At 70.4% G+C, this 13,429-nt stretch carries 13 protein-coding genes; 8 read left to right on the top strand and 5 right to left on the bottom strand.

Annotation, left to right across the window (positions count from 1 at the left end; all coding sequences use genetic code 11):
- Window positions 1-27: 27 nt before the first annotated feature.
- The 5 genes from ABH920_RS33020 to ABH920_RS33040 all read left to right on the top strand — a co-directional run bounded on the left by ABH920_RS33020 (window position 28) and on the right by ABH920_RS33040 (window position 4,642).
- Window positions 28-912 (top strand): oxaloacetate decarboxylase, encoded by an 885-nt coding sequence (locus ABH920_RS33020; RefSeq protein ID WP_370353148.1) that lies wholly within the window; start codon window positions 28-30, stop codon window positions 910-912.
- Window position 913: 1 nt separating this feature from the next.
- Window positions 914-2,173, top strand: a complete 1,260-nt coding sequence (locus ABH920_RS33025) for an aconitase/3-isopropylmalate dehydratase large subunit family protein (RefSeq protein WP_370353149.1) — start codon at window positions 914-916, stop codon at window positions 2,171-2,173.
- Window positions 2,174-2,280: 107 nt separating this feature from the next.
- Window positions 2,281-2,781: a 3-isopropylmalate dehydratase gene (locus ABH920_RS33030; RefSeq protein ID WP_370353280.1), complete on the top strand. Its 501-nt coding sequence runs from the start codon at window positions 2,281-2,283 to the stop codon at window positions 2,779-2,781.
- Window positions 2,778-3,449 carry an MBL fold metallo-hydrolase gene (locus ABH920_RS33035; protein ID WP_370353150.1) on the top strand — a complete coding sequence of 224 codons (672 nt, stop codon included), beginning with the start codon at window positions 2,778-2,780 and terminating at the stop codon, window positions 3,447-3,449. Before ABH920_RS33030 ends, ABH920_RS33035 begins: the two co-directional genes overlap by 4 nt.
- Window positions 3,450-3,535: 86 nt before the next feature.
- Window positions 3,536-4,642: a lipid II:glycine glycyltransferase FemX gene (locus tag ABH920_RS33040; RefSeq protein WP_370353151.1), complete on the top strand. Its 1,107-nt coding sequence runs from the start codon at window positions 3,536-3,538 to the stop codon at window positions 4,640-4,642.
- 484 nt (window positions 4,643-5,126) lie between these two features.
- Here ABH920_RS33040 and murF read toward each other — a convergent pair whose 3' ends face one another.
- Window positions 5,127-6,470 (bottom strand): UDP-N-acetylmuramoyl-tripeptide--D-alanyl-D-alanine ligase, encoded by a 1,344-nt coding sequence (gene murF / locus ABH920_RS33045; protein ID WP_370353152.1) that lies wholly within the window; start codon window positions 6,468-6,470, stop codon window positions 5,127-5,129.
- A 111-nt stretch (window positions 6,471-6,581) separates the two neighbouring features.
- Here murF and vanH point away from each other — a divergent pair, with 111 nt between their 5' ends.
- From vanH to vanX, 3 genes are read left to right on the top strand one after another with little or no spacing between them, the layout of a single operon-like run.
- A complete protein-coding gene (gene vanH, locus ABH920_RS33050) occupies window positions 6,582-7,550 on the top strand; it encodes a D-lactate dehydrogenase VanH (protein ID WP_370353153.1) in 969 nt (322 codons plus the stop codon).
- Window positions 7,543-8,583, top strand: coding sequence for a D-alanine--(R)-lactate ligase (gene vanA / locus ABH920_RS33055; protein WP_370353154.1), 1,041 nt, complete (start codon window positions 7,543-7,545; stop codon window positions 8,581-8,583). The genes vanH and vanA overlap by 8 nt, the downstream gene beginning before the upstream one ends.
- The gene (gene vanX / locus ABH920_RS33060) at window positions 8,580-9,188 is read left to right on the top strand and encodes a D-Ala-D-Ala dipeptidase VanX (RefSeq protein WP_370353155.1); all 609 of its coding nucleotides are present in this window, start codon (window positions 8,580-8,582) and stop codon (window positions 9,186-9,188) included. The genes vanA and vanX overlap by 4 nt, the downstream gene beginning before the upstream one ends.
- On the opposite strand, the gene ABH920_RS33065 is transcribed toward vanX, so the two are convergent.
- From ABH920_RS33065 to ABH920_RS33080, 4 genes are all read right to left on the bottom strand, one after another.
- Window positions 9,181-10,443, bottom strand: coding sequence for a sensor histidine kinase (locus ABH920_RS33065; protein WP_370353156.1), 1,263 nt, complete (start codon window positions 10,441-10,443; stop codon window positions 9,181-9,183). The two genes, vanX and ABH920_RS33065, sit on opposite strands and share 8 nt — an antisense overlap.
- Window positions 10,436-11,167 (bottom strand): response regulator transcription factor, encoded by a 732-nt coding sequence (locus ABH920_RS33070; RefSeq protein ID WP_370353157.1) that lies wholly within the window; start codon window positions 11,165-11,167, stop codon window positions 10,436-10,438. Before ABH920_RS33070 ends, ABH920_RS33065 begins: the two co-directional genes overlap by 8 nt.
- A 153-nt stretch (window positions 11,168-11,320) precedes the next feature.
- Window positions 11,321-12,301, bottom strand: a complete 981-nt coding sequence (locus ABH920_RS33075; protein ID WP_370353158.1) for a zinc-binding alcohol dehydrogenase family protein — start codon at window positions 12,299-12,301, stop codon at window positions 11,321-11,323.
- A 50-nt stretch (window positions 12,302-12,351) separates the two neighbouring features.
- The gene (locus tag ABH920_RS33080; RefSeq protein ID WP_370353159.1) at window positions 12,352-13,416 is read right to left on the bottom strand and encodes a hypothetical protein; all 1,065 of its coding nucleotides are present in this window, start codon (window positions 13,414-13,416) and stop codon (window positions 12,352-12,354) included.
- Window positions 13,417-13,429 lie beyond the last annotated feature (13 nt).

Raw genomic sequence — 13,429 nt, forward strand, 5'->3', positions numbered from 1 at the left:
GCCCGCAACGCTCGCCCCGGAGGACTCATGACCACACCAGCCCGCGCCCGCCTGCGCGAACTGCTCGACGCCCGGCAGCTCGTCGTCGCCCCGGGCGTCTACGACGGCATCAGTGCCCAGCTGGCCCGGCGCACCGGCCACGTCGCGGCCTACCTCACCGGCGCCGGTGTCGCAGCTTCCGGATTCGGGCTGCCCGACATCGGGCTCGTCACCCAGACCGAGATGGTCGAACGGGCCCGGATGGCGGTGCGGGCGCTCGGGGACGTGCCGCTGCTGGCCGACGCCGACACCGGCTATGGCGCGCCGATCAACGTCATCCGGACCGTGCGCGAGTACGAGGACGCCGGGGTCGCCGCGATCCAGCTGGAGGACCAGGCGTTCCCGAAGAAGTGCGGCCACCTGCCCGACAAGGAGCTGGTCGGCGCCGACGACTTCGCCCGCACCCTCGGCGCCGCCCTGGAGGCGCGCACCGATGACGCGATGCTGGTCATCGCCCGCACCGACGCCCGCGGGCCGCTGGGGCTCGACGAGGCGATCGCGCGGGCCAACAGGTACGCCGCCGAGGGCGCGGACATCCTGTTCGTCGAGGCGCCGCAGAGCACTGAGGAGATCGAGCGGATCGCCGCCGAGGTGCGCGCGCCGCTGCTGCTCAACCTGGTCATCGGCGGCCTCACGCCGGAACAGTCGGCCGAACGCCTTCAGCAGCTCGGCTTCGCCGTCGCGATCCACCCCTCCGCCGTCCTGGCACACAGCGCGCTCGGCGCGCTGACCGCGCTGTGCCAGCTGCGCGGCATCAAGCCCGACGAGTTCGTCCCGACCAGGCCCGAGGAGTTCTTCAACCTCGTCGGCATGGCCGAGTGGTTCGAGCTCGGTGAGAAGTACCGGCCCGCGCCGGTTGAGCAAGGAGCCTGATATGCCCGGTACCGGCATGACCATGATCGAGCGCATCCTCGCGCGCAAGGCCGGCCTGGCCTCGGTGGCCGTCGGCGACACCGTGACCGTGGACGTCGACATGACCGTCCTGATCGACCTGCAGTTCGCCACGATGTGGCTGCCGCCGCTGCGGATCGCCGACCCGGACAAGGTCGCGATCGTGATGGACCACGCCGTCCCGGCGCCGACGATCAAGGACGCGGCCGGCGGCCCGAACGCCCGCGGGTTCGCCGCCGACTTCGGCATCGAACGGTTCTACGACGTCGGCCGGCACGGCATCTGCCACCAGGTCATCGCCGAGAACGGCCTGGCCCGCCCCGGCGAGGTGCTGGCCTGCACCGACAGCCACACCTGTGCCGGCGGCGCGTACAACACCGCGGCGCGCGGGCTCGGGCCGGCGGAGGTCTACTCGATCCTGTGCACCGGACGCACGTGGTTCCAGGTCTCGCCGACGATCCGCTACGAGTTCGTGGGGGAGTTGCCGGCGGGGGTCAGTGGCAAGGACGTCTTCCTGCACATCGCCAACGAGTACGGCGACGCCACGAACCTCAACCTCGAGTACGGCGGCCCCGGCCTGGCGTCGATTCCGCTGCACGATCGGCGCACCATAGCTACACAGGGAGCCGAAATCTCTGCTGACTTCTCGACTTTCGCCTTCGACGACGTGCTCGCGGCGCACTTCGATGAGCTCGGTATCGCAGGCTTCGAACCCGCTGAGGCGGACGTTGACGCGACCTATGCCGACGTGCGCGAGATCGACCTGTCCGGCCTGGTGCCGTACGTCGCGCGCCCCGGGACCGTCTCGCGCAACGGCCTGCCGGTCACCGACATCGAGGCCCGCAGGATCGACCAGGCGTTCATCGGCTCGTGTGCCAACGGCCAGCTCGACGACCTGCGCATCGCCGCCGAGGTGCTGCGCGGCAAGCAGGTGGCGCCAGGTGTTCGGCTGATCGTCACGCCGGCCAGCCAGCAGGTCTACCGCGACGCGATGCGGCTGGGCTACCTGCAGGACATCGCGGATGCCGGCGGCGTGGTCACGAACGCCACGTGCGGGGCCTGCTTCGGCTACCACATGGGGGTCGTCGGGCCCGGCGAGGTGTGCCTGACCTCCTCGACTCGCAACTTCACCGGCCGGATGGGATCCCCGGACGCGGAGATCTACATGGCCTCCCCGGCCACGGTCGCGGCCTCGGCGGTCGCCGGCCACATCACGGACGCCCGGACGGAGGCCGCGCGATGAGCGACGAGAACCTCGAAGCCAGCGGCCAGGATCTCGAAGTCAGCGGCCAAGCGCTCCGGGTCAGCGGCCGGGTCTGGGTCTTCGGCCATGGCCTGACCACCGACGACATGTACCCGCCGGACGCGATGAAGCTCGATCTCCCCGAGGCGGCGAAGCAGGTCTTCTACGCGGTCCGGCCGGGTTGGACCAGCGAGGTGCGGCCCGGCGACGTCGTGGTGGCCGGCCGCAACTTCGGCCTCGGGTCGTCCCGGCCGGTCGCGGCGCTGTTCCGGCAGCTCGGCGTGGCGGCGTTGATCGCCGAGGAGTTCAACTCGTTGTTCTTCCGCAACGCCGTCAACGCGGGCCTGCCGGCCCTGACGGTGCCCGACGCGACGTCGGTGTTCCGCGACGGCGACATCGCCGAGATCGATCTCGCCACCGGGACGTGGGCGAATCAGAGCACGCAGACGTCCGGTGTGGTGCCGGTGTTGCCGGAGCTCGTCCTGGAGATCATCGCCAGCGGCGGGGTCCTCCCGCGCCTCGCGCGGCAGGGCTACCTGCCGGCCGAACTCGCCGAACTGCTCAGCTCGCCGTCGGTGGCGGCGGCCGGACAGGGGAGCGGCGCATGAGCGAGCTCGCTCCCGGGATCCTGCGGATTCCGACCCGCGGTGACGGCGAGAACTGTTTCCTCGTCGCCGACGAGGACGGTCTGACGCTCGTCGACGTGGGCTGGAAGAGCGCGCCGACGGCCATCCGGCAGGCGATCGAGTCGACCGGCCGCACACTCGCCGACGTCAGGCGGATCGTCATCACGCATGCGCACCCCGACCACGTCCGGGGCCTCGCCGAGGTGGCGGCGCGGAGCGATGCCGAGGTGCTGATCCACGAGCTGGAGGCATCGTGGCTGGCCGCCGGACGCGTGCCGCGCTCGGGCCGTTCCGGGGCGTTCGGACGGGCCGTCGACCGGCTGCCGTTGCTGCACTGGCAGCCGGTCGCGGCGACGCGGACCGTCGTGGACGGCGCGCGGATCGGAGCGCTGCGGGTGATTCACACGCCGGGCCACAGCCCCGGGCACATCGTGCTGCTTCACGAGCCCAGCAAGGCTTTGCTGGTCGGCGACGCGGTCTTCAACCGTGGCGGGCTCAGTAGCGGTCAGGACGCGCTCGCCGCTGATCCGGTGGTGCGCGACGCTTCCTACGCGTTCATGCCTCGCGACGTGACCGCGGTGGGGTTCGCGCATGGAGCGCCGCTCGTCGGCGATGCCGTGACCAGCCTGAACGCCTGGCTGGATCGCTAGGGACCGGTCGCGCGGCGGCGTGCGTATCGCAGGCATATCGAAAAGCCCATACATGCCGGCAACGCGGCGCCGCGTTGACTGGACCAATGACTTTGACCGTCGGGCCGATCAGCGCTGCCGAGCATCTGGCGTTCGTGCGGGCCCAGCGGTGGGTCAGCTTTCTGCAGACCCCGGCGTGGGCCCGGGTGAAGACCGAGTGGCGGAGCGAGTCGCTGGGCTGGTTCGACGGTCAGCAGTTGGTCGGGGCGGGGCTCGTGTTGCACCGTCCGGTGCCGCGTCTGCGGAACCGGACGCTGGCCTACCTGCCCGAGGGGCCGGTGATCGACTGGACCGGCGATATCCGGCGCTGGCTCGACCCGCTGGCCGCGCATCTGAAGGCGCACGGCGCGTTCGCCGTCCGGCTCGGCCCACCAGTGCGGACCGATACCTGGAGTGCTGCTCAGGTCAAGGAGGGCTTCGCCGATCCTGGTGTCAGGCGGCTCACCTCGCTGCCCGGCCAGCCTGACCTGGTCGGCATCCGGCTGGCGAACGTGCTCCGGGAGTCCGGCTGGCTGCCGCAGAACCCTGAGGACGGCTTCGGGGCCGGGCATCCGCAGTACAAGTTCGAGGTCCCGCTGAGCGGCCGGACCGAGGACGACGTGCTCGGAGGCATGAACCAGCTGTGGCGGCGGAACATCAGGAAGGCCGCGAAGGAAGGCGTCGAGGTCACGGTCGGCGACGATGTTCAGGCCTTCCACGCGCTCTACGTCCACACCGCCGAGCGCGACCACTTCACGCCCCGCCCGCCGCGCTACTTCGAGACGATGATCGCGGCGATGCGCGCCGAGGACCCGGAGCGTATCCGGCTCTACTTCGCGCACCACGAGGGCGACCTGGTGGCCGCGACGATGCTGGTACGCGTCGGCACGCACGCGTGCTACGCCTACGGCGCCTCCTCGACCGCCAAGCGCGAGGTGCGCGGCTCCAACGCGTGCCAGTGGGCGATGATCCGCGACGCGCTGGCCGCCGGCTGCGACGTCTACGACCTGCGCGGCATCACCCCGACGCTGGACCCGGACGACCCGCACGTCGGGCTGATCCAGTTCAAGGTCGGCACCGGCGGCCACGCCGTGCGGCACGTGGGGGAGTGGGATTTGCCGCTGCGGCCGGCGCTGTATCGGGCGTTCCAGCTGTACATGAGGCGGCGCGGGTGACGGTTCGCGGCGGCTGAGATCGGCTGGCCACAATGCTCCGCACGCACGCACGCACGCACGCACGCAGCCCCGCACCGCACCATGGCACGCACGCCCCGCATGCATGCCCCGCACGCACGCCCCGTGTCGCACGTGCGAAGCCCACCGCGCCAGCCGGCCGCCGCTACACCAGCGCCGCCGCCACCTGGTCCAGCCGGCCGCCGCGCGAAGCCTTGACGAGCACCACGTCTCCGGCGCCGATGTGTTCGCGCAGCCAGGCGACGGCTGCGGTTACACCAGGGCTGCCGCCACCTGGTCCAGCCGGCCGCCGCGCGAGGCCTTGACGAGCACTACGTCTCCGGCGCCGATGTGTTCGCGCAGCCAGGCGACGGCTGCGGCTACACCAGCGCTGCCGCCACCTCGTCCAGCCGGCCGCCGCGCGAAGCCTTGACCAGCACCACATCCCCGGCGCCGATGTGTTCGCGCAGCCAGGCGACGGCCGCCGCTACACCAGCGCTGCCGCCACCTCGTCCAGCCGGCCGCCGCGCGAGGCCTTGACCAGCACCACGTCTCCGGCGCCGAGGTGTTCGCGGAGCCAGGCGACGGCCGCCGCGTTGTCCGGTACCGGGACGGCGCGCTCGCCGGCGCCGTCGGCGATGGCGCGGGCTGCCGTGCCGACTGCGACCACCACGTCGGAGCGGGAGGAGGCGTATCGGCCGATCGCGCGGTGTTCGGCGGGGCTGGTGGCGCCGAGCTCCAGCATCTCGCCGAGGACGGCGATGCGGCGGCTGCCCTCGATCGCTGCGAGGGCGTCCAGTGCAGCGCGGGTCGAGTCGGGGTTCGCGTTGTAGGAGTCGTTGAGCAGGCGCGCGCCGACTGCCAGCTCGCGTAGCTCCATGCGCCATTTCGACAGGGACGCGGTCGCGAGTGCCTTCGCCGTCACGTCCAGCGGCACACCGGCCACCAGCGCCGCCGCTGCTGCGGCCGCCGCGTTGAGCGCCTGGTGTGCGCCCACCAGCGGTAGCGTGACGACTGCCGCCGCCTTGCCGCTCCGCAGTGTGAACGACGGCCGTCCGAGCTGGTCCAGCACCAGGTACCGCACCTGCACGCCGGCGTGCTCGGCGCGGCCGAAGGTCAGGACCGGGCCGTCGGTGTACGAGCGCATCGCGGACACGCGCCGGTCGTCGGCGTTGAGTACGGCCGTGCCGCCGGGCGCCAGGCCCCGCACCAGCTCGCTTTTGGCCTGCGTGATGGCGCCGCGCGAGCCGAACTCGCCGAGGTGCGCCAGCCCGACGTTCAGCACGACCGCGACGTCGGGCGCGACCAGGCCGGTCAGCGCCGCGATGTCGCCGACGTGCCGGGCTCCCATCTCCAGCACCAGGAAGCGGGTGTCGGCGTCGGCGCGCAGCATGGTCAGCGGCACGCCGAGCTCGTTGTTCAGCGAACCGAGCGTGGCGACCGTCGCCGCGGTGCTCGACAGGACCGCCGTGATCAGGTCCTTGGTGCCGGTCTTGCCCTGCGAGCCGGTCACCGCCACCACGGTCAGCCCGGCCCGCAGCCGCGCCACGACGTGCGTGGCGAGCGCCTGCAGCGCGGCCCGCACGTCCGGGACGACGACCGTCGGCAGCGGCGTGGCCCGCGTCCCGAGCACGGCCACCGCCCCCGCCGCCGCGGCTTGGCCGACGTAGTCGTGGCCGTCGGCGTGCTCGCCGGCGAAGGCCACGAACAGGCCGCCGGGCTCGGCCTGCCGGCCGTCGAGCACGGCCGGCGCGGTCACGGTCAGGGCCGCGTCCCCCTCGACCGTCCCGCCGACAACGGTGGCGATCTCGGCGAGGCTGAGCGGAATCATGCGGCTGGCTCGTCATCGGTCATGCGGTCCAGTCAAGGCGGCGCGGTATATCGCCGGCGTATCGAAAACCACATACATACCGGCAACCTCGCGTGGTCTTGAGTGGCTGCCATGACGGGAATCACCATCTACGGATGCGGCCAGGACGAGGCTGTCTTGTTCCGGGAGCTGACGCCGGGATTCGGTGTTGTTCCCACGATCACCGAGGCCGCGGTATCGGAATCCAACGCGGAACTGGTGGCCGGAAACCGGTGCATCAGCGTCGGTCATAAGACGCGCGTCACCAACGACACTCTGCTCGCGCTCAGCCGGGCCGGCGTGGCGTACGTCTCCACCAGAAGCATCGGCTACAACCACCTCGACGTCGACTACGCGAACAGTGTCGGAATCACCGTCGAGAACGTCAGCTATTCGCCGGACAGCGTCGCCGATTACACCCTGATGTTGATGCTGATGGCCGTGCGCCACGCGAAATCCATCGTGCGCCGCACCGACGTCCACGACTACCGGCTCCACGAGGTCCGCGGCCGTGAGCTGCGCGACCTGACCGTCGGCGTGGTCGGAACGGGCCGCATCGGCGCGGCCGTCGTGGATCGCCTGTGGGGTTTCGGCTGCCAGGTGATGGCCCATGACCGCGGCCCCGAACGCAAAAGCGGCGCCGAGTATGTACCGCTCGATGAGCTTCTACAGAGCAGCGACATCGTCACGCTGCACACACCTCTGAACGCAGATACGCATCATCTCCTTAGCCGCGAGCGTATAGAGAAACTCAGGCCCGGCGCGTTCATCATCAACACCGGACGCGGCTCTCTCCTCGACACTGAGGCTCTTTTCCAGGCGCTGGAAAGCGGTCGGCTGGGTGGTGCGGCGCTCGACGTCCTCGAAGGAGAAGAAGGGGTCTTCTATACGGACTGCCGAGAGCGCTCCATCGACAGCAAAGCACTACTGCGGTTGCAAGAGCTGCCGAATGTACTCGTCAGTCCGCACACCGCGTATTACACCGACCACGCACTGAGCGACACCGTCGAGAACTCCATCGTCAACTGTCTGAAGTTCGAGAGCAGGAATCACCATGGATAAGCTGAAGATCGGCATCATGTTCGGGGGCTGTTCCGAGGAGCACCCCGTCTCCGTCAAGTCCGTGCGAGAGGTGGCCAGGGCCCTCGACACGTCGAAATACGAGCCCTTCTATATCGGGATCACGCAGAGCGGCGCATGGCGGCTGTGCGACAGCCCCGACGGGGACTGGGAGAACGGCGACAGCCGTCCGGTCGTGCTCTCGACGGACCGGCGTGTGCGCGGGCTGCTGGTCCTCGACGAGGGCAAGTACGAGACGGTCAGCCTGGACCTGCTCCTGCCGGTGCTGCACGGCAAGTTCGGCGAGGACGGCGCGGTCCAGGGCCTCCTGGAGTTGGCTGGCATCCCGTACGTGGGCTGCGATATCCAGAGCTCCGTACTGTGCATCGACAAGACGCTGGCCTACCTCGTCGCGCAGAGCGTCGGCATCGCGACGCCGACCTTCCGGACGCTCATGCCGGGCCAGGCGATCGATCCCGGCGAGCTGACCTATCCCGTCTTCGTCAAGCCGGCGCGGTCGGGGTCGTCGTTCGGCGTCAGCAAGGTGGCCAGCCGCGATGAGCTGGCCGGTGCGGTGGAGGAGGCCCGGCTCTACGACTCGAAGGTGCTCATCGAGCAGGCCGTCGTCGGCAGCGAGATCGGCTGTGCCGTGCTGGGGAACGGCGCGGACCTGATCACCGGCGAGGTGGACCGGGTCGCGCTGACGCATGGCTTCTTCAAGATCCATCAGGAGAGCTCGCCGGAGACCGGCTCGGAGAACTCCTCGTTCATCGTCCCGGCTGACATTCCGGCCGAGTCGCGTGCCTTGGTTCAGGAGACTGCGAAGGCCGTGTACCGCGCGCTGGGATGCCGGGGGCTGTCCCGCGTGGACCTGTTCCTGAAGGTGGACGGGACCGTCGTCCTCAACGAGGTCAACACCCTGCCCGGCCTGACCTCCTACAGCCGCTACCCGAGGATGATGGCCGCCGCGGGCTTCTCGATGACCGAGGTGATCGACCGGCTGGTGGCTCTGGCTTTGACCGGGGAGCTCCGGTGACCGACGACTTCGTGTTCGTGGACCAGCTCGTGCCCGGCGTCCGCTGGGACGCCAAGTACGCGACCTGGGACAACTTCACCGGCAAGCCGGTGGACGGCTACCTGGTCAACCGCGTCGTCGGGACGACGGCGCTGTGCCTGGCGCTGGAACGTGCGCAGAAGGAGGCCGGCTCGCTCGGATTCGGGCTGGTGCTCTGGGACGGCTATCGTCCCCAGCGTGCTGTGGACTGCTTCCTGCGCTGGTCGCAGCAGCCTGAGGACGGCCGGACGAAGTCGCAGCACTATCCGAACATCGACCGTGCCGGGATGTTCGAGCAGGGGTACGTGGCCGCCAGGTCGGGCCACAGCCGGGGCAGCACGGTCGATCTGACGCTGTACGACCTGGCCACCGGCGAGCTCGCGGCCATGGGTGGCGGCCACGACCTGATGGACCCGGTCTCCCACCACGGCGCGAGCGGGATAACGCAGGCCGAGGCGGCGAACCGACAGGCCTTGCGGACCGTCATGGCGGTCAGCGGGTTCCGTGCCTACGACTACGAGTGGTGGCACTACAGGCTGGAGGACGAGCCGTACCCCGACACGTACTTCGACTTCCCTGTTACGTAGGTGAGCTGGGGTGACTGGGCCCGATACGTGCGAGCCGCAGTGCGGTCGGTACGTATCGGGTCTCGGAGGCGTCGGCGGTAGGCGTGCGGTACGGGGCCGGGAGCGGCAGCCGGACCGTGACGCGCAGGCCGCCGCCGGGGCGGGGGGTCAGCGTGAGGGCGCCGTCGTGGGCGCGGGTGATGCTGTCGACGATGGCCAGGCCGAGGCCGACGCCCGCGTGGTCGGTGTGGACGCGTTCGGTGCCGCGCTGGAAGGGTTCGGTGAGGGTCGCGACGAGCTCCGGGGCGAGTTTGTCGCCGGTGTTCTCGACGCTGAGCTCGACGTCGTCGCCGCGGATGCCGGTGCTGACCCAGATCATGCCTTGGCCGCTTGTGGTGCCTTCGCTTCCCTTGCCGGGCAGATTGTGGACGATCGCGTTGTGGACGAGGTTCGTGGCCAGCTGGAGCAGCAGCGCCAGCGAGCCGATAGCTGGCGCGACCGCGCACGAGGTCTCGATGAGCAGGTCATGCCTCTCGGCCAGGGGCAGGAGCGTTTCGGTGGCCTCCTCGGCCATCAGCGACAGGTCGGCCTCCTCGCGCGCGAAGGAGCGCTGGTTGGCACGGCTGAGCAGGAGCAGCGCCTCGGTGAGGTCGATGGCCCGGGTGTTGACGACGTGGAGGCGGTCGATGAGCCGGTCGGTGTCGCGCTCCGCGTCGTTGCGGGCCGCGTCCAGGAGCGACTGCGTGATGGCCAGCGGGGTGCGCAGCTCGTGAGAGGCGTTGGAGGCGAAGCGCTGCTGTTCGGCGACGTGTGCTTCCAGGCGCGCGAGCATCGTGTCGAAGGTGTCGGCGAGTTCGCGGAACTCGTCGGTGCGGCCCTCGAGCTCGATGCGGTGCGCCAGTGACCCGGTCGCGGCCAAGCGCGTGGCGTCGGTGATGCGGGTCAGCGGGGCGAGCATCCGGCCGGCCAGGAACCAGCCTCCGACCAGGCCGAGCAGGAGGAGGAAGGCGAGGGCGACCGCTGCGGCGGGCGCGAAGCCGCGCATCAGGTCCGAGCGGCTGGGGCCCAGGATGAGGATGGCGGGATTGGCGCCGCTTCCGGGGGCCGGCATGGCAGTCATCTGGCCGGGCGACGGCTTCGGCGGGTCGTGGTCCGGGAGCCAGCGCAGCGCGAAGATCCAGGCCACGGCGATCAGCAGGGATCCGGCGAGCATGACGATGCCGGCGTAGCTGAAGGTGAGTTTGAGGCGGGCGCTCATGCCCGGGGCTCTAGCCACGATGCACTCCCTCGGCCTCGGCGCCGGCCCCTACTACTCTGGCCACTTCGGCCTCAGCGCCGCTCTCGGCATCGATGCGGTAGCCCACGCCCGGGACCGTGGCGATGATCCACGGCTCGCCGAGGCGCTTGCGCAGCGCCGAGACGGTGATGCGCACGGCGTTGGTGAAGGGGTCGGCGTTCTCGTCCCAGGCGCGCTCCAGCAGCTGTTCGGCACTGACCACACCCCCTTCGGCGGCGATGAGCACCTCCAGGACGGCGAACTGCTTGCGCGTCAGGGCCACGTACCGGTCGTCGCGGTAGACCTCGCGCCGGAACGGATCCAGCCGCAACCCGGCGATCTCCCGTATCGGAGGCCGGCTGTGCGCCCGCCGCCGATCCAGCGCCCGCAGCCGCAGCACGAGCTCCCGCAGCGCGAAAGGCTTGGTGAGGTAGTCGTCGGCGCCCAACTCGAACCCGGAGGCTTTGTCATCGAGCCGGTCGGCGGCGGTGAGCATGAGGATCGGCATACCGCTGCCGGAGGCGACGATGCGCTTGGCGATCTCGTCGCCGGAGGGTCCAGGGATGTCGCGGTCCAGGACCGCGATGTCGTAGCTGTTGACGCTCAGCAGCTCCAGGGCGGTGTGCCCATCCCCGGCGATGTCCGCCGCTATCGCATCGAGGCGCAGACCATCACGGATGGCCTCCGCCATGTAGGGCTCGTCCTCCACGACCAACACACGCATGCACTTGATGGTAGGAGGCGCCGCATATCGTCCGCGTACCGAAAACGGCGCTGAGGGAGACGGAGTCCCAGCTCACGGTGGTGAGCTGGGACTCGGTTCGGCGACATCGGCGACATCGGCGGCTGCGGCACCGATGGCCCGCCGTTCAGCCGCTCAGCCGCCGCTGGGCACCAGCACCTGCTTGATCCCGCTCGACCCGTTCATCACCGCCTGGTAGGCCTCCGCGCCCTGCGCCAACGGCCAGGTCCGCACCGCCGGCGCCGCCAGGATGCCGCGCTCGAACAGCGGCTTGAGCTGGTCGAAGATGCCCGCGGCGTAGGCGCCGTCGAGGAACACGCTGGCCAGGCCGGTGACGCGCAGCTGACGGTTGTAGATCTCCGCCGGCGAGAAGGAGATCTTCGGCTCGGGCGCGCTGAAGATCCCGACCATGCGGCCGCCGAAGCGCAGGCTGCGCAGTGCCGGCTCGAACTGCGGGCCGCCGACCGTGTCCAGGACCAGGTCCGCGCCGCGTCCTCCGGTGCTGTCGAGGACGGCCTCGGCCAGGTCGACGGTGCCGTCCGCCGCGCTGGTGTCGATGAAGTGCTCCACGCCTTCCGGCCGGTGCCGGCCGGCGACGATCGTCTTGGCGCCGCGCCAGTGGGCGATCGCGGTCGCGGCGCGGCCGACCATGCCGGAGCCGCCGGTGATGAGGAGCGTCTCGCCGGCCTTCACCTCCATGAGGTTCACGACGGTCTCGAAGGCCGTGAGGTGCGCTCTGCCGATCGCGGCGGCCTCGGCCATCGTCAGGTTCGCCGGCTTGTCGGACAGCCAGCTCTCGGGCAGGGCGACGAAGCGTGCGTGCGTGCCCGCTCGCTTCATGCCCAGGTCCGGTCCGCTGCCCCACACTTCCCGACCCTCGCGCGCGCCGCCGGAGACGACCACGCCGGCGAAGTCGACGCCGGGGATCGTCGGGAGCGGCGTGCCGAGCCAGCCTGCGGCGTTGACGACGTCGAGCGGGTTCACGGCCGCCGCGTGCACCTCGACGAGCACTTCCCCCGGGCCCGGCACGGGGATCGGCTCGTCGCGGTGGACCAGCGCTTGGTCCGGCGATCCGGCGGCCTTGAGGACGATGGCTTCCATCTGCTTTGTCTCCATTTTCGTATCCATTGGTTTGGTTCTGTATCTATTTGTTCTGTATCTATTTGTTAGGACTGCGGCGCTTCGGCCGCGAGCCCGACCAGGGACTGGTATGCGGGGTAGCTCAGGAGGCTGGAGTCGTAGACCGTGGTCAGCCGGCTGATCTTGCCGCCGGCGTCCAGCTCGATGCCGGTGTGGCCGCGGTGCTGCGCCGCGAGTGCCGGGGACGCCGTCCACTCGTAGCCGCCGCCCTGCCGACTGCCCTCGACGTGCACGAGCGCGGCGCCGGGGCCGTACGGGAGCTGCGTGAGCGCGCGGGTGTAGTACCGCTGCACCTGGAACTGGCCACGGACGCGGGTGTGCGCGGCGAGGTCTTCATGGACGACGTCGGCGGACATCAGTGCGACGGCGGCAGCTGCGTCCCGTGCTACGAACGCGGCCTGAAGTCGTTGCGCCGCCTCGACTATGGCCGGGTCCGCGTTCTGCACCGAGTCGTGGAAGTCGGAGGGATAGGCGCTGCCGTCGGACGGCGGAAACAGGGAACTGCGACGGTCCCAGTAGTCGACCCAGCGGGTGATCTTGCGGTTGCGGTCGAAGGTGACCGACGACAGCGCCCGGACCTCCGCGCCGAAGAAGGGAGGAGTGTCGACGAACTCGATGGTGGCGCTGCGCGCGTCGCCGACGATGGTGAGCGGGTAGGACAGCGCTCCAGCCGGAGCGCCGCCGAGCAGTGACGTGAACTCGGTGTTGATCGCCTGCCAGCCGGACAGCACGATGCCCAGGCAGCCGTCGCTGTAGCTGGGGTTCGAGGTGGAGAAGTGCGCCATGAACGCGGCGGTGTCGTGCCGGCTCTTGGCGGCGAAGACGCGGCGGAAGATGTCGGCGACTTCGGGCGTGCAGTGCGAGGTGTCGACGGTGTGCGGCGGGTAGGGCGGATGCGACGCGTCGTTCGCGTCCGACGACGGCCTTCGCGCCGCGCCGCCCGACGGCGCGTTCGCCGTCATCGTCGTCGTCGCGCTGGCGGCTCGGGCGCCGAAGACGCCGGCGGCGCCGAGACCGGCCGCGCTCCCGGCGACCGCGCCGATGCGGAGCAGTGTCCGCCTGTCAGGGTTCTGCTGGTCGACGTGCGGCATCGGGACTTCCCTC

The sequence above is a fragment of the Catenulispora sp. EB89 genome (genome assembly GCF_041261445.1).
Taxonomy (GTDB): domain Bacteria; phylum Actinomycetota; class Actinomycetes; order Streptomycetales; family Catenulisporaceae; genus Catenulispora.

What these genes read in the sequence shown, in the direction of transcription:
- ABH920_RS33020 (WP_370353148.1), top strand. Translation starts at nt 28, where the DNA reads ATGACCACACCAGCCCGCGCCCGCCTGCGCGAACTGCTCGACGCCCGG.
- ABH920_RS33025 (WP_370353149.1), top strand. Translation starts at nt 914, where the DNA reads ATGCCCGGTACCGGCATGACCATGATCGAGCGCATCCTCGCGCGCAAG.
- ABH920_RS33030 (WP_370353280.1), top strand. Translation starts at nt 2,281, where the DNA reads ATGTACCCGCCGGACGCGATGAAGCTCGATCTCCCCGAGGCGGCGAAG.
- ABH920_RS33035 (WP_370353150.1), top strand. Translation starts at nt 2,778, where the DNA reads ATGAGCGAGCTCGCTCCCGGGATCCTGCGGATTCCGACCCGCGGTGAC.
- ABH920_RS33040 (WP_370353151.1), top strand. Translation starts at nt 3,536, where the DNA reads ATGACTTTGACCGTCGGGCCGATCAGCGCTGCCGAGCATCTGGCGTTC.
- murF (WP_370353152.1), bottom strand. Translation starts at nt 6,470, where the DNA reads ATGATTCCGCTCAGCCTCGCCGAGATCGCCACCGTTGTCGGCGGGACG.
- vanH (WP_370353153.1), top strand. Translation starts at nt 6,582, where the DNA reads ATGACGGGAATCACCATCTACGGATGCGGCCAGGACGAGGCTGTCTTG.
- vanA (WP_370353154.1), top strand. Translation starts at nt 7,543, where the DNA reads ATGGATAAGCTGAAGATCGGCATCATGTTCGGGGGCTGTTCCGAGGAG.
- ABH920_RS33070 (WP_370353157.1), bottom strand. Translation starts at nt 11,167, where the DNA reads ATGCGTGTGTTGGTCGTGGAGGACGAGCCCTACATGGCGGAGGCCATC.
- ABH920_RS33075 (WP_370353158.1), bottom strand. Translation starts at nt 12,301, where the DNA reads ATGGAGACAAAGCAGATGGAAGCCATCGTCCTCAAGGCCGCCGGATCG.
- ABH920_RS33080 (WP_370353159.1), bottom strand. Translation starts at nt 13,416, where the DNA reads ATGCCGCACGTCGACCAGCAGAACCCTGACAGGCGGACACTGCTCCGC.